Origin of the sequence: Pseudoalteromonas sp. P80D2 (assembly GCF_036680945.1) — a bacterium.
Lineage (GTDB): Bacteria > Pseudomonadota > Gammaproteobacteria > Enterobacterales > Alteromonadaceae > Pseudoalteromonas > Pseudoalteromonas shioyasakiensis.
Map to the genome: position 1 here is coordinate 105,305 of NZ_JAZDAR010000035.1, position 21,368 is coordinate 126,672.

The 21,368-nt window shown below is 41.3% G+C and carries 21 protein-coding genes; 10 read left to right on the top strand and 11 right to left on the bottom strand.

Going from position 1 to position 21,368, the window contains the following annotated elements; genetic code table 11:
• Complete coding sequence (locus tag VRK28_RS10140; protein ID WP_062565485.1) at window positions 1-492, top strand: GNAT family N-acetyltransferase; 492 nt, start codon at window positions 1-3, stop codon at window positions 490-492.
• Here the strand turns inward: VRK28_RS10140 and VRK28_RS10145 are convergent.
• The 3 genes from VRK28_RS10145 to VRK28_RS10155 are packed head-to-tail and all read right to left on the bottom strand — an operon-like array spanning window position 475 to window position 3,976.
• Entirely contained in the window at window positions 475-1,086 is a 612-nt protein-coding gene (locus VRK28_RS10145; protein ID WP_062565484.1) for a PqiC family protein, read from the bottom strand. The two genes, VRK28_RS10140 and VRK28_RS10145, sit on opposite strands and share 18 nt — an antisense overlap.
• Window positions 1,086-2,741: an intermembrane transport protein PqiB gene (gene pqiB / locus VRK28_RS10150; RefSeq protein ID WP_332393879.1), complete on the bottom strand. Its 1,656-nt coding sequence runs from the start codon at window positions 2,739-2,741 to the stop codon at window positions 1,086-1,088. The genes VRK28_RS10145 and pqiB overlap by 1 nt, the downstream gene beginning before the upstream one ends.
• Window positions 2,738-3,976, bottom strand: coding sequence for a PqiA/YebS family transporter subunit (locus VRK28_RS10155; RefSeq protein WP_062565482.1), 1,239 nt, complete (start codon window positions 3,974-3,976; stop codon window positions 2,738-2,740). Before VRK28_RS10155 ends, pqiB begins: the two co-directional genes overlap by 4 nt.
• 140 nt (window positions 3,977-4,116) lie before the next feature.
• Between VRK28_RS10155 and VRK28_RS10160 the strand changes: the two genes are divergently transcribed.
• On the top strand, window positions 4,117-4,893 hold the full coding sequence (locus VRK28_RS10160; protein ID WP_240701529.1) for a substrate-binding periplasmic protein: 777 nt from the start codon (window positions 4,117-4,119) through the stop codon (window positions 4,891-4,893).
• On the opposite strand, the gene VRK28_RS10165 is transcribed toward VRK28_RS10160, so the two are convergent.
• Window positions 4,882-5,682 (bottom strand): thioesterase family protein, encoded by an 801-nt coding sequence (locus VRK28_RS10165; protein WP_062565481.1) that lies wholly within the window; start codon window positions 5,680-5,682, stop codon window positions 4,882-4,884. The genes VRK28_RS10160 and VRK28_RS10165 overlap by 12 nt on opposite strands.
• A gap of 239 nt (window positions 5,683-5,921) precedes the next feature.
• On the opposite strand from VRK28_RS10165, the gene dnaK reads away from it, so the two are divergent.
• Both dnaK and dnaJ read left to right on the top strand, forming a co-directional pair.
• Window positions 5,922-7,844 carry a molecular chaperone DnaK gene (dnaK, locus tag VRK28_RS10170; protein WP_055021216.1) on the top strand — a complete coding sequence of 641 codons (1,923 nt, stop codon included), beginning with the start codon at window positions 5,922-5,924 and terminating at the stop codon, window positions 7,842-7,844.
• Window positions 7,845-8,077: 233 nt separating this feature from the next.
• Complete coding sequence (dnaJ, locus tag VRK28_RS10175) at window positions 8,078-9,217, top strand: molecular chaperone DnaJ (RefSeq protein ID WP_054563084.1); 1,140 nt, start codon at window positions 8,078-8,080, stop codon at window positions 9,215-9,217.
• 75 nt (window positions 9,218-9,292) lie between these two features.
• Here the strand turns inward: dnaJ and VRK28_RS10180 are convergent, their stop codons facing one another.
• The 3 genes from VRK28_RS10180 to VRK28_RS10190 form a co-directional block, all read right to left on the bottom strand.
• Window positions 9,293-10,423, bottom strand: a complete 1,131-nt coding sequence (locus VRK28_RS10180) for an HlyD family secretion protein (protein ID WP_062565480.1) — start codon at window positions 10,421-10,423, stop codon at window positions 9,293-9,295.
• Between the two features lie 3 nt (window positions 10,424-10,426).
• Window positions 10,427-10,771, bottom strand: coding sequence for a DUF3302 domain-containing protein (locus tag VRK28_RS10185; RefSeq protein WP_054552213.1), 345 nt, complete (start codon window positions 10,769-10,771; stop codon window positions 10,427-10,429).
• 77 nt (window positions 10,772-10,848) lie between these two features.
• Window positions 10,849-11,085, bottom strand: a complete 237-nt coding sequence (locus VRK28_RS10190) for a hypothetical protein (RefSeq protein ID WP_130167504.1) — start codon at window positions 11,083-11,085, stop codon at window positions 10,849-10,851.
• 150 nt (window positions 11,086-11,235) lie between these two features.
• Between VRK28_RS10190 and ybaK the strand changes: the two genes are divergently transcribed.
• Window positions 11,236-11,697: a Cys-tRNA(Pro) deacylase gene (gene ybaK, locus VRK28_RS10195; RefSeq protein WP_062565479.1), complete on the top strand. Its 462-nt coding sequence runs from the start codon at window positions 11,236-11,238 to the stop codon at window positions 11,695-11,697.
• On the opposite strand, the gene VRK28_RS10200 is transcribed toward ybaK, so the two are convergent.
• From VRK28_RS10200 to VRK28_RS10210, 3 genes are all read right to left on the bottom strand, one after another.
• Window positions 11,694-12,950, bottom strand: coding sequence for a Y-family DNA polymerase (locus VRK28_RS10200; protein ID WP_062565478.1), 1,257 nt, complete (start codon window positions 12,948-12,950; stop codon window positions 11,694-11,696). The two genes, ybaK and VRK28_RS10200, sit on opposite strands and share 4 nt — an antisense overlap.
• Window positions 12,938-13,351, bottom strand: coding sequence for a LexA family protein (locus VRK28_RS10205; RefSeq protein ID WP_054552219.1), 414 nt, complete (start codon window positions 13,349-13,351; stop codon window positions 12,938-12,940). Before VRK28_RS10205 ends, VRK28_RS10200 begins: the two co-directional genes overlap by 13 nt.
• 63 nt (window positions 13,352-13,414) lie before the next feature.
• On the bottom strand, window positions 13,415-13,849 hold the full coding sequence (locus tag VRK28_RS10210; RefSeq protein WP_054563088.1) for a MarR family winged helix-turn-helix transcriptional regulator: 435 nt from the start codon (window positions 13,847-13,849) through the stop codon (window positions 13,415-13,417).
• A gap of 112 nt (window positions 13,850-13,961) precedes the next feature.
• Here VRK28_RS10210 and VRK28_RS10215 point away from each other — a divergent pair, with 112 nt between their 5' ends.
• The 5 genes from VRK28_RS10215 (at window position 13,962) to VRK28_RS10235 (ending at window position 19,534) form a co-directional block, all read left to right on the top strand.
• Complete coding sequence (locus VRK28_RS10215) at window positions 13,962-14,735, top strand: siderophore-interacting protein (protein WP_130167503.1); 774 nt, start codon at window positions 13,962-13,964, stop codon at window positions 14,733-14,735.
• Window positions 14,736-14,802: 67 nt separating this feature from the next.
• Window positions 14,803-15,798 carry an LLM class flavin-dependent oxidoreductase gene (locus VRK28_RS10220; RefSeq protein ID WP_130167502.1) on the top strand — a complete coding sequence of 332 codons (996 nt, stop codon included), beginning with the start codon at window positions 14,803-14,805 and terminating at the stop codon, window positions 15,796-15,798.
• A 173-nt stretch (window positions 15,799-15,971) separates the two neighbouring features.
• Complete coding sequence (locus VRK28_RS10225; protein WP_062565476.1) at window positions 15,972-16,928, top strand: patatin-like phospholipase family protein; 957 nt, start codon at window positions 15,972-15,974, stop codon at window positions 16,926-16,928.
• Between the two features lie 119 nt (window positions 16,929-17,047).
• The gene (locus VRK28_RS10230; RefSeq protein ID WP_062565475.1) at window positions 17,048-18,457 is read left to right on the top strand and encodes an alanine/glycine:cation symporter family protein; all 1,410 of its coding nucleotides are present in this window, start codon (window positions 17,048-17,050) and stop codon (window positions 18,455-18,457) included.
• 27 nt (window positions 18,458-18,484) lie between these two features.
• Complete coding sequence (locus VRK28_RS10235; protein WP_332393881.1) at window positions 18,485-19,534, top strand: patatin-like phospholipase family protein; 1,050 nt, start codon at window positions 18,485-18,487, stop codon at window positions 19,532-19,534.
• 11 nt (window positions 19,535-19,545) lie between these two features.
• Here the strand turns inward: VRK28_RS10235 and VRK28_RS10240 are convergent, their stop codons facing one another.
• Window positions 19,546-21,105 (bottom strand): methyl-accepting chemotaxis protein, encoded by a 1,560-nt coding sequence (locus VRK28_RS10240; RefSeq protein WP_332393882.1) that lies wholly within the window; start codon window positions 21,103-21,105, stop codon window positions 19,546-19,548.
• Between the last annotated feature and the right edge of the window lie 263 nt (window positions 21,106-21,368).

Here is a 21,368-nt window from a genome sequence, read left to right on the forward strand (position 1 = left end):
ATGTTAGATATATATTTACGTGCCGGGCAGCCTGATGATGCGACTTTTATCGTTGAGCTTTTAAACCAAGCAACATTTTTAGAGCACATTGGTAATAAAAACATTAATACGCCCGTACAAGCTGAGCATTATATTCAACAAACCTTTATAAATAGCCACCAGCAATTGGGCTTTGGCAGTTATATTGTTTGTTTAGCTGATGATACACCAGTTGGAATGGTGGGGCTCTTTCAGCGCGATGCGTTAGCTATCCCCGATTTAGGATTTGCCTTGTTAGCTAAATATGAAGGTAAGGGTATCATTACAGCTGCTGCTCGGTTATTGATGGCAAAAAAACACGTATTAGAGCTTGGTGTGCTTGCTGCAATAACCTCGCAAACAAATATTGGTTCACAGAAGGTGTTACAGAAACTCGGTTTTGAGTTTCTAGGCGATGTCATCATTAATGATGACAATCAGCCTTTAAAACTCTTATTAAAGAGCAAGCTTTGATACCTCGTTTGCAACCTGTTTGTTGACCTTTAGCCAGGTTGACTCAAGTGTTGCAACAAGCCCTTCGTAATCACTGTCTTGTAATGGCGTAAGCTCATTGAAGTAATTGACTGCTTTTAACTTTCGGCCCGACTCAGGGTTTGTATAGTACAAACGCCAAAGCCCGGCAATGTTGGCATTGCCTTGTTCATCGCCGTTGAAGTGATGTAGCTCATATTCTAATTCATAGAAACTTTGCTGATCTAAATCGGTTATCACCGGTAAACCTTTTATTACCATCCAATTATCAAGTTCAGTATAAAGCTGTTGATGGGCACTGGCGGTTAACATTAAATCAGGTGATTCGCTCCATAAATGGTAGTTAGCAGCATTGACACGGTTGTTGTCGAGAACCATAGCAATGCCGCGATTATTCAGCGCACCACGTAACTGTACGGTGTTAATTCTGAGCTGAGCTTGCGTATTCTCAGCTAAGCGCTGCATTGCTACAATTGGCTGCGAAAATTGATAATACTCAATGGTTGAGAACGAAGTCTGACTGCAGGCCGAAAGTAACAGCACTGATGCCACTGAAGCACAGAGTTTATAGTTCATTATTGTTTCCTCGGCGTTGGGTCTGCTGGTAGCTCTTTATCAAAGATCAACATATTAGGTTGCTGGTTTAAACCTCGTGTGAGTGGCTGTAGCTCTTCACTTAAACGTTTAAATTCAGATAAAGTTGTTTGCAACTGCTGGTGGAATGTTGAACCTTGCTCATAACTTGCCATAGTTTTTTCGAATTGTTTCATGGTTTTATCGAACTGTTGCATGCTCTTAGTCATTTCTGCAAAGTTGCGATTAATATCACCCGGTAAGTCTTGCGTATCTTGCTTATTTAGTAGCTCTCTCATGTCATGAGCAAGCGCTTGATACTCGGCAAAGGTGGTCTGCATTTGTGCCAAGCTATCTTCAATTTTAAGGTTATTTACTTTATTTAATACATCAGAGACTTGGTCTGCTATGACTGTAATACCGCTTGATACACTCGGGAATACAGTGTACTCGGCTATTGTCTTTAATTCGGCAGGCTCTGCATTATCGTAAATATCTAAGTCAACGTACACGGCGCCAGTGAGTAAGTTACCCGGCTTTAAAGATGCTCGAAGACCATTTTTGATCCAGCCATTTAAACTCGAATGCCAAAACTCGCGTGCTGCTGTACTGTCGTGGTAGAGGCGCCCATACTCAATCTTTATCAGGGCAGGTACTGCGGTGTTATCAGTTCTAAAGTGTGCGGGCTTACCATCTATTATGACACTTGCAGGTGCTTCAACTACACTACCGATACGCATACCTCGGTATTCTACAGGAGCGCCAGCGCGTAAGCCGCGAATTGATTGCTCAAAGTCGATTAAGTAGTAGTCAAAATCATAAAAGCGTTCTTCTAAGGCGGCTTTGTAGCTATTACTTAAAGAAAAACTATGGCCGTTACTGGCAACTTCACCGGGCGCTTGTTGCTCAGGAATACCAACAGAAATACCGCCTTTGAGCAATTTACTTAACGAGCCTGTATTAACATTAATACCATCTGCAGAGAGGTCTATTTCGATGCCTGAGTTTACCCAGAAAATAGAGTTTAAGGTGATCAAGTTTTGATATGGCTCATTGATAAAAATGCCATATTTCATCGCTTGATTCTTCCAATCAAAGGTGGCGGTTTCTATTTGGCCAATTTTGTAATCTTTAAAGTAAATACCGGTACTCACATCAAGCACTTCTGCGTTATAACTTAATAGGGTGAAGCGCCCACCTTTTACATCTTTACCAATTAGAGCCGGTTCATCTTGTAGCTCAAATCTTTCGGCCAGCTTTTTACTTTCACCCGGTGCAAATTCTAAATACACACCAGAGAGTAGGGTACTCATGCCGCTTATGCCGGTATCGTCAATCCGTGGTTTTACAACCCAAATTTTAGCATCATCTGTGAGTAAATCGTCGTAATGTTTATCGATTTGCGCCCGTGCGATAACGCTATTTTGTTTATCTGATAAACGAACATGGTCGATTTGGCCAACCTTCACGCTACGTACTTTTATTTCTGTTTTACCAGCCACAATACCTTCTGCATGAGGCATTTTGATGAAGATGGTGGTGCCTTTATTTGCTTGATACTGGTACAACATCCATGCGCCAATTAATAAGGCAATAACTGGAATGATCCAGATGGCCGATATATTTGGCGCTGTTTTTATTTTAGCAGTTTCGCTCATGCCAAGGTCTCTTGTTTCGCAGTACTTAAGTTATCTGGGTTATCCCACAATAAACGTGGATCAAACGCATGGGCTGCCAACATTTGGCAAATAACCATGGTTGTAAAAAATATTGTGCCAATGCCAGGTGTTACTGACATTAAGTTTCCTAGTTGTACTAAGGCTACTAGAATCGCCACAACAAATACATCGATCATTGACCATTTACCAATAAATTCAGTCAATTGGTAGATACGTGTATAGCTTTTAGTTTGTCTGTTTGCTGGCTTCATCACCATAAAGCATAAAAAACTTAATATTAGCGCTTTGGCAAGGGGAACAACCACACTCGCTAAAAAGATGATCATTGCGATAGGGTACGAGCCACTATTCCATAAAATCATTACCCCACCAATAATGGTCGATGGAGTTTCATCGCCAAGGCTTGTGGTGTACATAATAGGATAGACATTGGCTGGAATATAACAGGCCACTGAGGTTAATAACCACGCAGCGGCTTTTTGCACACTAAAAGGATTACGACTGTAAGTTTTAGAGTCGCAGCGTGAACAGGTTTCGGTCGCACACAGTTGTCCACAAACATGACATGCTCTTAATCCTTGATCAATAGCACGCGTATTTGGCTGTGTTTGCTCTATATATTCTGGTTCTTTTAATTGTTGCCATAAGGTGTGCTTATTTAATTTTGCTGTGGCTGCCACATAACAGATAACAAAAGCGCTATAGGCCCAAAAGCTTACACCAAATTCAATATCGGCCATCGACATAATTTTAACCATACTGACCATCACACCAATTAAGAAAATCTCAGACATGATCCAAGGCTCTAACGCAAAGGTGGTTTTTAACAGTCTTTTTCCCCATTGATACGGCAGCGCTTTTAGTAAGCCTAAATGCAGAGGAATTATGAGTACTAATAAAAGTAGTGGCAGACCAATAATACTGGTGTCGATGAACAAACCTAAAAAGTCGTTGTCGTAATTAAAGAGAATACGTGCGGCATCGGGTAAGGTGATTGTTTGGGTAATACCACTACTGGTAAAAGACAGAAATGGGTAAAACATACTACTCAGTAGCATAACAATAGCACTTAAGCTTAGTGCGACCACCATACTATCTTGGTTAGCTTGCGATGCCGAAAGCTTTGTATTGCAATGAGGGCATATTGCCACTTGTTTTGCACTTAAGTGTGGGATCTCAATGACAAGATCGCAGCTAGGACAGGCTGTTTGCAAACTTAGGGTCTCTTAAACAAGAACTTAGTTAAGTTTGCATCAAATAGTGTATAAATTCAAATGCACCTTTGTTTAATATAAGCTAATATTTGTACAAAGCGATTACGCTTTTTAATACATTTAATTCTTTAAGGTGATCAGTGAAGCAATTATTTATCCTTTTAATGTTGTTTGTTAGTGTTAAAGGTGAGTGTTTATCTGAGCCAAATACGCAAAAGCCTATAGTTGTTGCTGCAAGCGCCTCTTTGCCTCCTTACGTCATTCAAGACACTAACAGCGGTATTCAACTCGAAATATTGAAAGCTGCTTTTAAATCGCAAGGCATTTCTAATATCGATATCCATTACATGTCTAATAAGCGTGCTGAGCAGCAGCTTATGCAGGGCAAAGTAGATATTGCATTAAATTTTCCACCCGTACTCACGCCGCATGTTTATAAAAGTGACGAGCTACTGAGCTACCAAAATGTGGCGGTTAGCCTTGCCAATAAAGAGCTGAAAATTAATAGTATTTACGATTTAGCAGGTAAAAGCGTGCTTGCCTTTCAAAATGCGACGAATTTCATTGAAGCACCTTTTAAATCGGTTACCAATATTTTGCGTTCTTACGAAGAAGTAGTTAACCAAGAAGCACAAGTTGATCACCTTATGAAAGGCTGGGTCGATGTAATTATTTTAGAGCGACGGGTGTTTTTATATTATTTAGAAAAATATAAACAAAGCGCTGAGGTAAAACCTTTTATTGTGCATGCAATCTTTAAAGAAGCACCAAGACCTGCGTTTTTTTACAGTAAAACGTTAAAAAACACCTTTAATTTGGGTCTTGGTGAGATTATTGAGTCAGGCCAGTACCAAGCAATTATTCGCCTTGATGGTACTGAGTATGCGCAACTTTCAGAGCCTGAGTTACGCGAATAACGCGACGGTTTGGCGGCTTAGCGCAATTAGCTTGCCGTCTTCACTCCAAATGCAGCCATCTTCTAGCCCATAGCCATCCTTACTATGATGTGTTACTGCTTCGTAGCCAATCCAAGCATCATGGGCAATTGAAGGTTCTTCAACAAATTCTATGTACCACGACATACTACTTGCAGGTGCAGGTTGCTTATACATTTGTAATAAGGTTGGTGGCCATGCATCTGTTAGAGCGATGATATGGGCTTCAGTCATTTGCTCTGGTACATGTTTGAATTTCATCCAACCACCTAAATGTGAGGTGTCTGCTCCAGAGAATGGCATATTGCCGTCTTGTAAACACAGTGCCACATGTCGGAAAAATGCCGGCATCACGCCTTCTTTATAAGGTAGAGTGAAACGCTCATCAACAGGTTTTAGCTGCATGGTCTTAGTGACATCTACACGAACATCGGACTGACGCTCAGCCCCAAAACAGGCTTGTGTAATCACACAAACATCGCCATTTTGAATCACTTTAGCGAGTACCTGCGCACTGTTTTTGCCTTCACGTAAGACTTCAACGTCGATTGAAAAATCATTGTCAGCGATTAACGGGCCAACAAAGTTAGTGCTTAAAGATAGTAAGCGGCGAGAGCTATCGATATGCTGACGTATAGCTTGATATAATAAAGCTGCAGATAATCCACCAAACGCTGTGCGGCCTTGGCACCAGTTTTCTGGAAACTGCATCACTTTTGTTTTGTCTTTGCCTAGTTCAGCTGCCATGGCGAGTAATTGTTCAAAATGCATAATTTTCCTTAACATTTATTGTTATGGTGTTTGTTATAGCATAGCTAAAGTCATCAGACCAGTTTGTTTATCCTGCAAGCAGGTTGAGAAAACAGCGCTTTTTGTGGAAAAAACGCCCATTTCGAAAATATTTCAAAAAAAAGTAAATTTTTTTCATTTTTACAGTTGAATTCAGTTTCCTGCACCCCTATTTACTAGTCATCGAACGTTTTAACGAATTTTGAAGTTGGAGAAGATTCATGGGTAGAATTATTGGAATCGATTTAGGTACTACTAACTCTTGTGTAGCAGTACTAGACGGTGATAAAGCACGCGTTATCGAAAACGCGGAAGGCGATCGCACAACACCATCGATCATTGCATATACGCAAGACGGTGAAACATTAGTTGGTCAACCTGCAAAACGCCAAGCAGTAACTAACCCAACTAACACATTATTTGCAATCAAGCGTCTAATTGGTCGTCGTTTTGAAGACGAAGAAGTACAACGCGATATCGGTATCATGCCTTTTAAAATTGTAAAAGCTGATAACGGTGATGCATGGGTTGAAGCACGTGGCGAGAAACGTGCTGCACCACAAATTTCAGCAGAAGTGCTGAAAAAAATGAAGAAAACAGCAGAAGACTTCCTAGGTGAAGCGGTTACTGAAGCAGTAATCACAGTACCTGCATACTTCAATGACTCACAACGTCAAGCTACTAAAGATGCTGGTCGTATTGCTGGTCTTGAAGTTAAACGTATCATCAATGAGCCAACTGCCGCTGCACTTGCATACGGCATGGACAAAAACAAAGGTGAAAACGTTGTTGCTGTATATGACTTAGGTGGTGGTACTTTTGATATCTCTATCATCGAAATCGACGAAGTTGAAGGCGAGCACACGTTTGAAGTTCTAGCAACTAACGGTGACACTCACTTAGGTGGTGAAGACTTCGATAACCGTGTTATCAACTACTTAGTTGAAGAGTTTAAGAAAGATCAAGGTATCGACCTTAAAACTGATCCACTTGCAATGCAACGTGTTAAAGAAGCTGCTGAAAAAGCGAAGATTGAACTTTCTTCTGCACAGCAAACAGAAGTTAACTTACCGTACGTGACTGCCGACGCAACTGGTCCTAAGCACATGAACGTTAAAGTTACTCGTGCAAAACTTGAGTCACTTGTTGAAGACTTAGTAACTAAGTCAATCGAGCCACTTAAGCGTGCACTAGCTGATGCTGATTTATCAGTAAGCGACGTAAATGACATCATCCTTGTTGGTGGTCAAACACGTATGCCTTTAGTACAAAAAACAGTTGCTGAGTTCTTTGGTAAAGAGCCACGTAAAGATGTTAACCCAGATGAAGCAGTTGCAGTAGGTGCAGCGATTCAAGGTGGTGTACTAGCTGGTGACGTTAAAGACGTACTACTACTTGACGTATCTCCGTTATCACTAGGTATCGAGACTATGGGTCAAGTAATGACAGCTCTAATCGAGAAAAACACGACGATTCCTACTAAGAAATCACAAGTTTTCTCAACAGCTGAAGACAACCAATCAGCGGTAACGATTCACGTACTACAAGGTGAGCGTAAGCGTGCAAGCGATAACAAGTCACTAGGTCAATTTAACCTAGAAGGCATTCGTCCAGCACAACGTGGTACTCCACAAATCGAAGTAACATTCGACGTAGATGCGGACGGTATCTTACATGTATCTGCTAAAGATAAAGATACAGGTAAAGAGCAGAAGATCACAATCCAAGCTTCTTCAGGTCTAAGCGACGATGAAGTAGAAAAAATGGTTCGTGATGCTGAAGCGCACGCTGAAGAAGATAAGAAATTCGAAGAGCTAGTAGCAACTCGTAACCAAGCTGATGCAATGGTTCACGGTACACGTAAGCAAATCGAAGAAGCGGGTGATGCATTACCTGCAGAAGATAAAGAAGCAATCGAAGCTGCGCTTACAGAGCTAGAAGCGGCGATTAAAGGTGACAACAAAGAAGAGATTGAAGCGAAAACTCAAGCTCTTGCTGAGAAGTCGCAAAAGCTAATGGAAATTGCACAAGCTAAAGCACAGCAGCAACAAGGCGGTGCGGATGCAGGTGCTGAGCAATCTTCTGCAAAACAAGACGACGATGTTGTTGATGCAGAGTTCGAAGAAGTGAAAGACGACAAGTAATTGCTTGTTTCGCTTCTGCCTAACGTAATAATGGCTGCTTTGTTTAGCCAATTAAGTTAGGATGAAATGATTGAGGCGCGCCAGCGATTTCGCTTGACGCGCCTTTTGCATGTATATAAACGGTAAATTGATAAGTTGCTAATCCTCTTAAATGGTTATGACCATAATACGATTTGTATCAGTCGATTTACCTTACGCAGTGTAGCTGCAGTAAAAAGAGTAGTGTGATAGATATGTCAAAAAGCGATTATTATGAAGTTCTCGGCGTGAGCAAAGATGCCAGCGAACGAGACATAAAAAAAGCGTATAAGCGCTTAGCGATGAAATATCATCCAGACCGTACCGCAGGCGATAAAGACCTTGAAGCTAAATTTAAGGAAGTAAAAGATGCCTACGAAGTACTAACTGATCCGCAAAAGCGTCAAATGTATGATCAGTACGGCCATGCAGCCTTTGAACAAGGTGGTGGCGGTCATGGCGGTGGCTTCGGCGGCGGTCATGGTGATTTTGGTGATATTTTCGGTGATGTGTTTGGAGATATCTTTGGTGGTGGCGGTGGTCGTCGTCAATCGCGTCAACAACGTGGTTCGGACTTACGTTACAACATGGACTTAAGCCTTGAAGAGGCTGTTCGTGGTAAAGATGTCGAAATTAAAGTACCAACCTGGGTTAGCTGTAAGCCATGTGACGGTAGCGGTGCAAAAGCGGGTTCTAAACCAAAAACATGTACTACCTGTCATGGTGCAGGCCAAGTACAAATGCGCCAAGGTTTCTTCGCGGTTCAGCAAACTTGTCCTACGTGTCAGGGCACAGGTCAAATTATTTCTGATCCATGTGACAGCTGTCATGGCCAAGGTCGCGTAGAAAAAACTAAGACCTTATCAGTTAAGATCCCAGCGGGTGTTGATACAGGTGACCGTATTCGTCTATCGGGCGAAGGTGAAGCGGGCATGCATGGAGCACCAGCAGGTGATTTATACGTTCAGGTTTCTGTACGTGAACATCCGATTTTCCAACGTGATGGTAATAACCTGTATTGTGAAGTGCCTATTGGCTTCACAACAGCAGCACTGGGCGGTGAAATTGAAGTACCGACACTGGATGGCCGTGCAAAACTGAAGATCCCATCAGAAAGCCAAACGGGCAAGATGTTCCGTATGCGTGGTAAAGGCGTTAAGTCTGTACGTAGTGGCGCTCAAGGTGACTTGATCTGTAAAGTGGTTATTGAAACGCCGGTTAATCTTAATGATCGTCAACGTGAATTGCTTGAAGAACTTGAGCAAAGCATGGGTAAAGATGGCTCTAAAAATCGTCCAAAAGAAAAAGGTTTCTTTGACGGTGTTAAGAAGTTTTTCGATGACCTAACTAAGTAACTCTAGTTAAGTAACTTTAGTTAGATAGTAAAAAAGGCGCTAATAAGCGCCTTTTTTTATTGGTAATTGCCTACTTTAGTGATCTAAGAATAGGTAGTTTTGCCAACTTTTCATTCTGATCAATACTTTACGCATTACTGATACGTGCTCGAAGTGTTCTGAATAAACAGCGACTTCTGTGCTTGTCCCCTGTGGTAGGTTATATTCACTCATGTCGTCTGTGATTTTTAAGGTGACAATTGCGCGGCCTTGGCGAGCAAAAAACTCAGTGCCCATCAGTGTGCCTTGTGCTTGTACTTGCCCTTCACCAATAGCAGGTAATACATCGATTACTTCACCCGCAAAGGTTTTGCCAGGAATAGCTTTAAAGATAAAGTCTGCTTTGTAGCCTGGTTCGAGTCTTAATAGTGAATTTTGTCTAAATGCAGCGACGTAAACGGTATCTTCTTTGTGCACAAAGGTCATTACTGGGCGTAGTGGCATTGGTACTGCAATCATCCCAGGGCGTAATGTTAGTTGTGTAACATAGCCATCGGTAGGTGCATAAACGCTTGTGCTGTCTAAGTTAAATTGAGCTTGCTCTAAATTAGCGCGAGCTGCGGCAATTTTAGTTTGTTCGCCGTTTATTTCAGACTCAAATGCAAGTTTTTGACGTAGCTCTTCGGCCTGTGCTGCTTCGTAACTTGCCTTTGCTGCTAAGTATACACCTAATTTATTATCAACTTGGCCTTTTGAGTAAGCACCGCTTTTTGCCCCTTTTTCATAACGTTCGTATTCTTTCTTACTGCGATCATATTCAGCTTTAGCCATTAGTGCACTGGCTTGTGCTGATTTATAGGCCGCTTCTAAACCAAGCACTGACTGTTTTGCATCTTGCAAAGCGGCAATCGCTTGATTTAGTTTGGCTCGATATAAGGTATCGTCTAGGCGAAACAATAACTCACCTTTTTTAACGGGCTGATTTGGCTTAACAGCCACTTCTTCAACGGTTCCGCGTACATTTGGCACAATAGGTGTTGTGACATAGGCACTGCTGGCCATATTTGAATGTGGATGGTTATAGTTCATTAACAGGATCAAAGCGCCGATCAGCACCACACCACCAAGTACCGCGGTAGGTACCGTCCATTTATTTAGTGGGATTTTAAAAACTTTAAAGATACCAATGCACAATGCGGTATAGGTGAGTATTAATAACAAATCCATATTCTATTTCTCTTTATTATTCGATTGAGCATTTATTTGTGCTTGTAGCGCTGCCACTGTGGCTGTCAGGCTTGCCACTTTTTCAGCTAAGTCTTCTTGTTCCTTTTGGATCTGGTTAAAACCCCAACCGCGGTCATCACGCCATAATGTCGCCCAAACCCATAAAAATGGCCACAGCACGTGTAGGGTAAATAGGCTAACCCAGCCTGCATAATGGATGGCATCTTGATGAGGGTGATTACGCTTTTTGGCAATTTCGTAGGGAATATCGTGAATGGCAATAACACCATAAAATATTACTACCGTTACAAACACTAGCATGACCAGTGCAAAGTAGTCTAAAAACATGTACTTTCCTTTGTTTAACTTATAATCAATTTAATAATACGTGAAATTTCCCTAATTCCTAGTCGGTATTTTCAGATTTAGTTCAGCACAACGTAGTAGTCGGTATCAGCAAGACAACGGCATAAAGTCACATCCTCTGAAAATGTGGTGTTTTGTATTCGGCCTTTTTCTAAGCCAAGCGTATGGCATTTGCTTTGACAATCCATGTAGGCATTCCACGCGAGGTATTCGTTGCACACAAAATTCACTGCATACAATAGGGTGAGTATGATAAATAACTGTTTGGCTAGATAGAGCCCTGTGTGTCTAGACATGCTTGTTACCCTGCCCAGGATTCATTACTTTAGTGTAGTCGAATTAGGTCTATTTCGTGTGTTTTGTAGCGGTTTTTCTATTGCCTTATATTCCTTGTTCACGGTATGTTTTATAAAGTGACTGCTAATTAATTAGTTATAGGAAAATCAATGACGCCGGCTATAAACTTACTGAAGAAGAAAGGTATTAGCTTTGATGTGCTCAGCTATCAGCATGAGCCTTCGCAACAACAGTTTGGCCTTGAAGCGGTTGAAAAGCTTAAGCTACCAGCTGAGCAAGTATTTAAAACCTTAGTACTTGAAGACGCTGACCACCAGCTTTTGGTTGCTATTGTGCCAGTTAGCCAACAAGTTAACCTGAAAATGCTGGCAAAGGCGGCAAAGGTTAAAAAAGTACAAATGGCTCCACAACAAAAAGTCGAAAATACCACAGGTTATATTTTAGGTGGAGTAAGCCCGCTAGGTCAGAAAAAGCGCCTTAATACCTATGTGCATCAATCTGCAGATAGCTTTGACTTGATGTATGTTTCAGCTGGTAAGCGAGGCCTTGAGATTTCGTTGGCACCTAAGGATTTATGCAGTTTACTAAATGCTAAGCTGGCAGATTTTTAACAATGTATTTTTGGTAGGTTATGCCAGCGGGTTGTGTAATGAGGCGATAAGTACGCGCGTTTCATATGCCAACGGGTCGTTGGAGTTTCGCTGGCTATGGCAAGGGTACCCACGCCATAACGGGTGTTAATGCTATCAAGACACTTCATCAGTTTTGGGTTATCGATAGGCGCTTGAAATAGATCAGGTTGCTGAAACATGTGGCTTGATAACTCAAGAGCACCTACACCACATTTATAAAATCGTACCCCAGGTTTATAGAGATGATCAAATACCTCGCTGATAGCATTGGCAAACACGCAACTATCGGCGGTGGCGACACTAAACTCATAAATATAGGACTTTTTATAATAGCCATCTTGGTGAGGAGAACTGGCCACAAACATTAATAAGCGTTGAGTGTGTGAGCCTTGCGCACGTAGTTTTCTTGCTACAATGACACAATGATTGATCAGTGCCGTTTTCAGCGCGGTGGCGTCAGTGATACGCTCTCCAAAACTACGGGTCGAAAAAATTTCTTTTTTGTCTTGGCGTACTTCATCCCAGGCTAAACAGCTTTTACCGCGTAACTCGTTCACTGTGCGCTCTAATACAATACTAAATAGGCGTTTCATTTTTCGTGGGTCTTGCTCGGCTAAATCAAAGGCTGTATTAATATTCATTGCTTTGAGTTTTTTAGCTAAGCGTCGACCAACGCCCCAAACATCTTGTACGTCCATGGCTTTTAGAATGGCTACCCGTGAAGTTTCTGAGTCAATCACTGCAACGCCATCAAAGCCGGGGAGTTTTTTCGCTGCATGATTGGCGGCTTTGGCTAGGGTTGCTGTTGGGCCAAATCCAACACCGACTGGCAGCTTTGTTTCGCGCCATACGGTACGGCGAATATCATGGCCATAACGATGCCAATCGTGAATAAGTTTTTTGAAACCAGTAAAGTTTAAAAATGATTCATCAATAGAGTATATGTGCTGATTATCGCAAAAGCGGCCAATCACGTTCATCATCCGCTCGCTTAAATCCGCATACAGCTCATAGTTAGATGAGCGGATCACCACTTGGTTATCTTCGAGTATTTTCTTTACTTGAAAATAAGGCTGAAATTTTGGAATAGCCAGCTTTCGTGCAATAGGGCACACGGCACAAATACAACCATCGTTGTTAGTAAGAACCACAACCGGTTTACTACGAATAGCCGGATCAAATACTTTTTCGGCGCTGGCATAAAAGGCCACCGCATCGACTAAGGCGTACATGCTAATAGCTCTTTACTACTGCGATGTAAGCGAATTGAGCGAGTGACCACGCCTTCTAATTGAAATTCATCCGATTGGCGTAGTTGCACTGCGGGGTATTTAGGTGAGGCTGATAATAACTGTGCATTGTGTTTATCTAATAGCTTACAAACAAATAAACCATTTAGATTCGCGACAATGACATCGCCATTTTTAACGTCTTCGGCGCGATCAACCAGTAATAAGTCACCATCAAAAATCCCCACACCTTGCATTGATTCGCCAGAGGCAATACCAATAAATGTTGCATCAGGGTGTTTAATCAATAGCTGATCTAATGATAAGCCTAGCTCTTTGTATTGTGCTGCCGGTGATTCAAAACCACATACGCCAGCTTCGATATAAATAGGAATAACACGCATAACAAAACCACTATACTGTACGTTTGTACAGTATAGTGGTTTGTGGTTATCTTGCCAATAAGATCACGGGGTGTTGTGATTGATATTTTCGATCATGGTTGTGGCAATAGCGATAAAATCACGTACTTGTTGATCAGTTAAACCGTGGCAAAGTTTGGCATCAACTTCTTGCTCTGCAACTTCTAAACGCGAGAACAGGGCGTTACCTTGATCAGTAAAGGATAAAATTAAACAGCGCTTATCGTTTTCGTCGGCACATTTAGAAACCAGTTCAAGCTTTATAAGCTCTTTTACTAAGCGTGCTATTTGTGCTTTATCACGACCAGTTTTGGCAACAATATCATTGGCAGTACAGTGCTGTGTTTCGGCAATAATATGTAAACAGCGTACATGCAGTGCGTTAAGACCAAGCTCGTTGGCGTTAATGGCTTCGCGTACAGTGACACGGTAACTTTGTGCCAGTGTAAATAAAGCTGAAGAAAGAGAGGTTTGTGGCATGATTCACCTAAGTTAAGCAAGTTTACATTAGTTGACAAAGTCAATTAAAAGCGTATAGTTGACTATATCAACTATTGGGGCGTTGTGCAATTTAACCAGCTAGGAGACCAAGATGGCTAGAAAAGTTCGTCGTGCAAACGTATTAAGTACTACACGTATTTCCCCGCATCTACAAAGAATTGTTGTTGGCTCAGAGGAGTTTGCCGATTTTCCACAAGATGCAAAAGGTGCGTACGTAAAGGTGCTACTCCCGCATGCCGGAGAATCAAAAGTTGAACTTGATTTACACGCTGAGCACCCAGCATTAATGCGCTCTTACACTATTCGTGATATCAACCCATTTAACGGTGCAATTACCCTCGATTTTGTGGTTAACCAACATCAAGGCGTGGCAACCAACTGGGCACAAAATGCGTGTGTAGGCGACGAGGTAGGTATAGCAGGCCCAGGCCCTAAAAAACTCACTGATTTTACGCAAACACATTATTTAATGCTGGCAGATTTAACTTCAGTAAATGCAATCAATGGCTACTTACAAGCCCTGCCACAAGATGCCACTGTTGATGTCATTATTCATGTTGCTGATAAAGCCGACATCATTGAGCTTGAGCAAATTAAGGCACACATCCAACATAGTGTTGAATGGTTAGTTACAGATGAGCCAGAAACAGATCTACTCGACCAAGTAACACGCTTATGTGCTGGCTATAACACGCAACCTATGGTGTTTATGGCACTAGAAGCAAACTTGGTAAAAGCAATTCGCCGATTAGTAACAAGCAGTTTTGAAATTGACCGTGAACACATTGTTGCATCAGCTTATTGGAAGCGTGGTATTGATGCCGATGGCCTAAAGGTGGAAAAACAGCAACAAAGCCGTGCCTAATTAGCATTTGAAAAATAGCCATTCGCTCTCATTAACTAATTATAAAGAGTTAAATTTTGGAGAGCGAATGTCAGATCTTAGCAACACACCTTTTTCATTGCTTGAATTGAGCCCAATGAAAGAGCACGAAACCGTTTCGCAAACACTAGCAAATAGTGTTACCTATGCAAAAACAGCCGACAAACTGGGTTTTAATCGGTTTTGGATGGCAGAGCATCATAATATGCGCGGAATCGTGTGTGCCGCAACTTCAGTACTGATAGGTCATATCGCAGGTAAAACTCAGAATATTCGCGTAGGTGCAGGTGGGGTGATGTTACCTAACCATCCACCGCTGGTGGTTGCTGAGCAATTTGGCACCCTAGAGAGTTTATACCCCGGTCGCATTGATTTAGGTTTAGGCCGAGCACCAGGTAGTGACCCAATTACCAGCCGTGCTTTGCGCCGTGACGAACAACGTGCTGAGCACTTCAATGATGAAGTAACGGAGCTGCAAGCTTTACTTGGCCCATATAAAGGTGACTCTCCAGTACGCGCAATCCCAGGTGAAGATACAAATGTACCAATCTGGTTACTGGGCTCAAGCCTTTATAGTGCTGGACTTGCGGCAAAAAAAGGCCTGCCATATGCATTTGCTGGTCATTTTGCCCCACGCTTTGTTGAAGATGCCATTGCATTGTATCGCAGAGAATTTCAACCATCTGAGGTATTAGATAAGCCATACGTCATGCTTGGCTTACCCGTTGTTGCAGCTGACACCGATGAACAAGCACAGTTTTTAGCAACCACAGCGAAACAACGCATCTTAGCACTTATGCGCGGCAAGCCACTTTGGCTTAAAGAGCCTGTTGCAACAATGGAAGGCTTGTGGACAGCGCAAGAAAAAATGCAAGTAGAAAACTTTTTAGGACTTTCTGTTGTTGGCGGTCAAGCGAGCGTTAAGCATAAGCTGAGTATGATTAAACAAACGCTACAGGTTGATGAGTTTATTTTTACAAATGACCTGTATGAATTGAGTGACAGACAACATGCGCTGGAAATATTAGCAAGCATCATGAACTAATACGGTTTGGCAAATAGTGAATGCGTGTAATGAGTTTTATGCGCATTGATTAAGCCCTGACACTCATTTATTAAACGATTTTATAGATTAAATCAATTTATATAATCCGTTTTAAGGATTGAAATTAACTTAATACAATATATTTATTAACCATAACCCTAGGAAGGTGCACCGTGAAATCTCAAACAATTGCCGCAGTAGAACCACAAACAAAAACAGCATTAATCGCTGAGGGTGGTGGGCAACGAGGGATTTTTACCGCAGGTGTGCTCGATGCATGGTTAGAAAATAATTACGATCCATTCGATTTATTCATTGGCACATCGGCAGGCTCACAAAACTTAACAAGTTATTTAGCGCGTCAAAAAGGCTATGCAAAACGTTTGATCAGAGGCCTTTCTCGTCATAAACGTTTTTTCCAACTTGGCCGCGGGCTGTTTGGTAAAAGCATTGTTGACCTTGATTGGTATTTTGATAAAACCAAAGAGGTAAACCGTGCCCTTGATTTTAAAACAGCAACACAAAGCCTAGGTAAACGCGAACTGTTGATCACAACCACTAACGCAGCTGATCGTAAACCGTATTATTTGAGCCCAAATGGTGAAGATACGCAATGGTTGGCATTATTAAAAGCATCAAGCGCACTGCCATTTTTATATAAAGATGGAGTGAACTTAACGCCTTGGCTAACAACAAAGGCCGCAAACGATGCCATTATTCAAAGCTCTAATACTGATTTAGTGCATGATATGTATTTAGATGGTGGTTTAGCCGCACCTTTACCTGTGAAAGAAGCTTATAACCGTGGTGCTCGTGATATTGTGGTCATTCGTACTGTTGATGAAAACTTTCAAGTACAATCTGAATGGGTAAATAAGTTAAAGTCACTAGTTTGCGTATCAGGTTATTGCCCTAAAACCATTGATTACTTGGTTCAACACGAACAAGCTTATCAAGAAGAACTCGATTTCATTGCCAACCCACCAAGTGATGCCCGTATCACGCAAATTTTTGCAGGCGATAAATTACGCAGTAAGCTACTGGGTAGTACAGATTCAGATCTGCGCTATGATCACAAATTAGGTTTAGCGGCAGGTCGTGCCTTTTTACAGCAACAACTGCTAAATTAGTTGGGAGCAGGCCGGGCAATTAATCCCATTGCCTACTTGAGATATTTGTAAATAGAGTTAAAGTGGTTAGCTATTCACTTTTTGTGATTTTTTATCTATAAGAACAATAAAGGCTTGCCATGTTTAACAGTGCTGTATCGACAATCAATGGTCTTCTTTGGGGAGAAGGCCAAATTCTTATCTATATTCTTCTGTTTGCTGGGATCTGGTTTTCGGTAAGGTTAAAAGCGATTCAATTGGTTAAGTTTCGCCATATGTTTAGCCTATTAAAGTCGAGTAGCAGCACCGATAAAAACTCAATTAGTTCGTTTCAAGCTTTATGTACTGGTCTTTCAGCTCGCGTGGGCACAGGTAACCTTGCGGGGGTTGCCGTTGCTATTTCGTTAGGGGGCAGTGGCGCAATATTTTGGATGTGGGTGATTGCCATTTTGGGCATGGCCACAGGCTTTGCCGAGAGCGTACTTGGGCAAGTTTATAAAGTCAGGGATGCCAATGGCGAGTTTAGAGGCGGTCCTGCTTATTATATTCAGCAAGGCTTAGGCAGTAGAGCGCTTGCAGTGTGTTTTGCTTTTTGCTTGTTTCTTGGTTATGGCTTTACGTTTAGTGCCATGCAAACGAATACCATTACCGATGCCCTCAATTACGCATTTGAAATTCCTACTTTGTATTCAGGTATTGTGATCACGATACTGGCAGGCTCTATTATTTTAGGTGGCTTTAAAGCTATTGCCCGCTTTGCTGAACGAATTGTGCCAGTTATGGGCATTTTATTTGTACTAGCCGCCATTATTATTACTTTATTGAATATCGGTAAAGTGCCTGCGATGATTGAAGATATTTTACTTTCAGCCTTTGGCTTACAAGAAGCAGGCGCAGGAGCAATGGGTGCCGCAATTAAAAATGGTATTCAGCGAGGGCTTTATTCGAATGAAGCCGGAGCGGGTAGTGTGCCACATGCATCTGGCTGTGCATCACCAGTACCAAATCACCCAGTCACTCAAGGCTATATTCAAATGCTAGGGGTGTTTTTCGATACCATTGTGCTGTGTAGTTGTACGGCGGTGATTATTTTATTGGCTAATATTGATATTAGCGGCGAAATGGAAGGGATCCGCTTAACTCAATCTGCGATGACAGCGCATATGGCTGCTGGTGGCATTTACTTTGTAGCGGCTGCAATTTGTTTATTCGCGTTTACTTCAGTGGTTGCAAACTATGCCTACGCAGAAAGTAACCTACATTTATTTAAACTAGATAATAAACTCGGCCGTGGAATTTACACCTGTTTATATTTATCCATGATGATTTGGGGCGCATCGGCCACCATTAAACAAGTGTGGGATCTTGCAGACATTGCTTTAGGTTTAATGACAGTGGTGAACGTTATCGCTATCATACGCTTAACGCCAACCATTTTATCTGTGACAAAAGACTATCATAGTCAACGTGAAGCAGGACAAGAACCTAGTTTTGATTCTGAAAAAGTGCAGGTTCAAGGTCAAACAGAACAAGGGATTTGGCGCAAATAAGCTAAAACAATAACGAGAAAAGTAACCATGATAGATATTTATGCAGGGCCTAGTGCTGCAAAAGTAATTCAAGAGCAAGGCCTGTCTGCCGATTTGTTTAATACCTTTTTAGGAGCAAGCGGCGGGCCGAAATGGTTTACATTATTTGGTTTAGATAAATATCTATTTGGTGAATTTTTTAAAGACCGTACCACACCTTTAAACTTATTAGGATCAAGTGCTGGGGCATTTAGAGCTGCCTGTTTTGCACAAAATGACCCTGTTGCTGCAATATCTCGATTAGCCAAGTCTTACTCTGAAACACGTTATTCATCGAATAAAGCAAAACCAGAAGAAATAACAACAAAAGCACGAGAGTTATTAAGCACTGTATTTGCTGAAAATGGTATTCAAGAAATTATTAACAACCCTATTTTTAAAGCCCACTTTATAGTTGCAAAATCGAATGGCTTTACAGCATCAGAAAATAAAGTGATGCAGTTAATGGGGTTATCTAAAAGCTACTTAGTCAATCGAATGAATAGGCGTTTGTTAAGTAAGCAATATGAACGTTATGTATTTCAGCCTGCGGATAGTCAGTTATCTTTTTCCGATAATAATACTTTCAATACCCATACTATTGAGCTAAGCGAAGATAATTTAGCGGATGCGTTACTTGCTTCAGGCTCTATTCCATTAGTCATGCAGGGCATTAAAAATATCAAAGGAACACCACCAGGTATGTATCGCGATGGCGGTATCATCGATTATCACTTTGACTTAAGTATTCATAATGACGGGCTTATTTTATATCCGCATTTTAATAACAGCCCTAAAGCAGGTTGGTTTGATAAGAGCCTAAAGCGCAGTGTTACCCCGAGTAACTATGAAAACGTAGTGATGATCACTCCATCAGCTGACTTTGTTGCTTCGTTACCTTATGGCAAAATCCCAGATCGTAAAGACTTTACAGAACTTGATGCTGATACACGAATTAAGTATTGGCAGCAGGTATTCAAAGAAACAGAACGGTTAGCAGAAGCATTCGATGCGGTGTGTACTAATAAGCACACACCGAAAATAAACCTAATTAAATAGTATTGCTTTCGCTACTTAAACTGATTAATCAAGGCAGTTTGCTCTGTCACTTTACTGAGGAGCGCTTCGCAAAGTTGCTGCGAAGTATGGCCAAGCTCTGTACACTCATGAGCAAAGTCTTGTGCTGACGTTAAGTTGGTAGCAATAACCTGGCTTGCTGTCAGTTGCTCGTTCATTGCATGCGCTATGATGCTATTGAGTTCACTTAGTTTGATAGACTGGGCTTTAATATGGTCTAAACTATCGCCGCTTTGATGTGCAAGCTCAACACTTTTAGCCGACAAGTTAAGTCCGTCTTTCATGGCAAGTTGTGCTTGTTTCGAGGCGTGTGTGAGCTGATTTAACACATTGTTTATTTCTTCAGTTGATTGCTGTGTACGTGAAGCCAATGCACGAACTTCACCTGCAACAACAGCAAAACCACGGCCATGGTCGCCTGCTCGGGCAGCTTCGATAGCCGCATTTAAAGCAAGTAAATTAGTTTGATCGGCAATCGCATTTATCTCAGATAAAATTGCCACAATGTGTTGATTGCCTTCTATTAAGTTTTCTACTTGGCTACTCGCTGCTTTGAGTTTTTCATCAAGCTCACTAATTGAAGTTATCGTTTGCTTGACCGCAAGTGAGCCTTCTTCGGTTGCTTGGTTTGACTCTTCGGCAGCTTGATTAGATTGCATTGTGCTTGATGAAAGCTCATTGATTGAGGCCGTCATTTGCTCAGTGGCAACAACAATTTGTGAGACTTCATCTGTTTGCTTATTTAAAAGCTCAGTCACGTTATGACCAGACTCTGCACATTGTTGCGCGTTATGATTAACGCCCATGGTCACATCATTTACACGACCAACAACAGCTTTTAATTTAGCTTGTTGCATCTCAAGGGCAAGATGTAAAAAGCCAGATTGATCATTAGTACCAGAGTAGAGGTAGGCCATTAAAGGGTTATCAAACACTTGTTTTGCTTTGCTTATAAGCGCTAAATATTTTTGACGCCAAAAATACATAAGCCCATTAGCTGATGCTAAAAATAGAACTAGTAGACAATTAAAAATATCAAACCCAGAACTAAAAACGGCAGCCAGCGAACCTAAAAAACTAATGAATAATAGGGCACTTATGTAAAGAGTGGCATCAAACTTTGCTGCAGTGGCATGAGATTTTTGATTATTGTTTATTTTAGCGTATTCAGCGGTCGCTCTTTGTACGACATCATCACTTTGTTTAGTTCTGACTGATTGAAACTCAACAGTACGACCACTTTTATCTTTAATCGGTGTTACAAAGGCATTAACCCAATAATAATCACCATTTTTACAGCGATTTTTAACAGGCCCCATCCAAGATTGACCATTTTTTAGATGTTGCCACAAATCTGCAAAAGCCAGTTTCGGCATATCAGAGTGGCGAACAAGGTTATGAGGCTTACCTACCATTTCGTCTAGCGTGAAACCAGCTATTTTGCAAAATTCATCATTGGCATAGGTAATATGGCTTTGCAAATCAGTAGTCGATAGGAGGATGTCAGATTCAGAAAATTTAACTTCGGTATCGGTATTAATTCTATGTTTCACGTTAAAATCACCCAAGTACAGCTTTAGATTCAGAAAGTAAATTAGCGGAGTAAAAACAGTCTGAACCAGAAAGAGGTAGTGTTAATTTGATCACTAATGTTTATAAACAATTTAGCGATAAATTCGTGATAAAGAACTAGGAAAATTCCGGTTTTATGTTACAAAAGTTAATATTATTTAACTAAGAAAAGTTGGGCAGATGGGTTAAAAGTTAGCTAAATTGTAAAATTTAGCTAACTTGATTTTTAAAATACATTAATCTC

What these genes read in the sequence shown, in the direction of transcription:
- VRK28_RS10140 (WP_062565485.1), top strand. Translation starts at nt 1, where the DNA reads ATGTTAGATATATATTTACGTGCCGGGCAGCCTGATGATGCGACTTTT.
- VRK28_RS10145 (WP_062565484.1), bottom strand. Translation starts at nt 1,086, where the DNA reads ATGAACTATAAACTCTGTGCTTCAGTGGCATCAGTGCTGTTACTTTCG.
- pqiB (WP_332393879.1), bottom strand. Translation starts at nt 2,741, where the DNA reads ATGAGCGAAACTGCTAAAATAAAAACAGCGCCAAATATATCGGCCATC.
- VRK28_RS10165 (WP_062565481.1), bottom strand. Translation starts at nt 5,682, where the DNA reads ATGCATTTTGAACAATTACTCGCCATGGCAGCTGAACTAGGCAAAGAC.
- dnaK (WP_055021216.1), top strand. Translation starts at nt 5,922, where the DNA reads ATGGGTAGAATTATTGGAATCGATTTAGGTACTACTAACTCTTGTGTA.
- dnaJ (WP_054563084.1), top strand. Translation starts at nt 8,078, where the DNA reads ATGTCAAAAAGCGATTATTATGAAGTTCTCGGCGTGAGCAAAGATGCC.
- VRK28_RS10180 (WP_062565480.1), bottom strand. Translation starts at nt 10,423, where the DNA reads ATGGATTTGTTATTAATACTCACCTATACCGCATTGTGCATTGGTATC.
- VRK28_RS10185 (WP_054552213.1), bottom strand. Translation starts at nt 10,771, where the DNA reads ATGTTTTTAGACTACTTTGCACTGGTCATGCTAGTGTTTGTAACGGTA.
- VRK28_RS10190 (WP_130167504.1), bottom strand. Translation starts at nt 11,085, where the DNA reads ATGTCTAGACACACAGGGCTCTATCTAGCCAAACAGTTATTTATCATA.
- ybaK (WP_062565479.1), top strand. Translation starts at nt 11,236, where the DNA reads ATGACGCCGGCTATAAACTTACTGAAGAAGAAAGGTATTAGCTTTGAT.
- VRK28_RS10200 (WP_062565478.1), bottom strand. Translation starts at nt 12,950, where the DNA reads ATGTACGCCTTAGTCGATGCGGTGGCCTTTTATGCCAGCGCCGAAAAA.
- VRK28_RS10205 (WP_054552219.1), bottom strand. Translation starts at nt 13,351, where the DNA reads ATGCGTGTTATTCCTATTTATATCGAAGCTGGCGTATGTGGTTTTGAA.
- VRK28_RS10210 (WP_054563088.1), bottom strand. Translation starts at nt 13,849, where the DNA reads ATGCCACAAACCTCTCTTTCTTCAGCTTTATTTACACTGGCACAAAGT.
- VRK28_RS10215 (WP_130167503.1), top strand. Translation starts at nt 13,962, where the DNA reads ATGGCTAGAAAAGTTCGTCGTGCAAACGTATTAAGTACTACACGTATT.
- VRK28_RS10220 (WP_130167502.1), top strand. Translation starts at nt 14,803, where the DNA reads ATGTCAGATCTTAGCAACACACCTTTTTCATTGCTTGAATTGAGCCCA.
- VRK28_RS10230 (WP_062565475.1), top strand. Translation starts at nt 17,048, where the DNA reads ATGTTTAACAGTGCTGTATCGACAATCAATGGTCTTCTTTGGGGAGAA.
- VRK28_RS10235 (WP_332393881.1), top strand. Translation starts at nt 18,485, where the DNA reads ATGATAGATATTTATGCAGGGCCTAGTGCTGCAAAAGTAATTCAAGAG.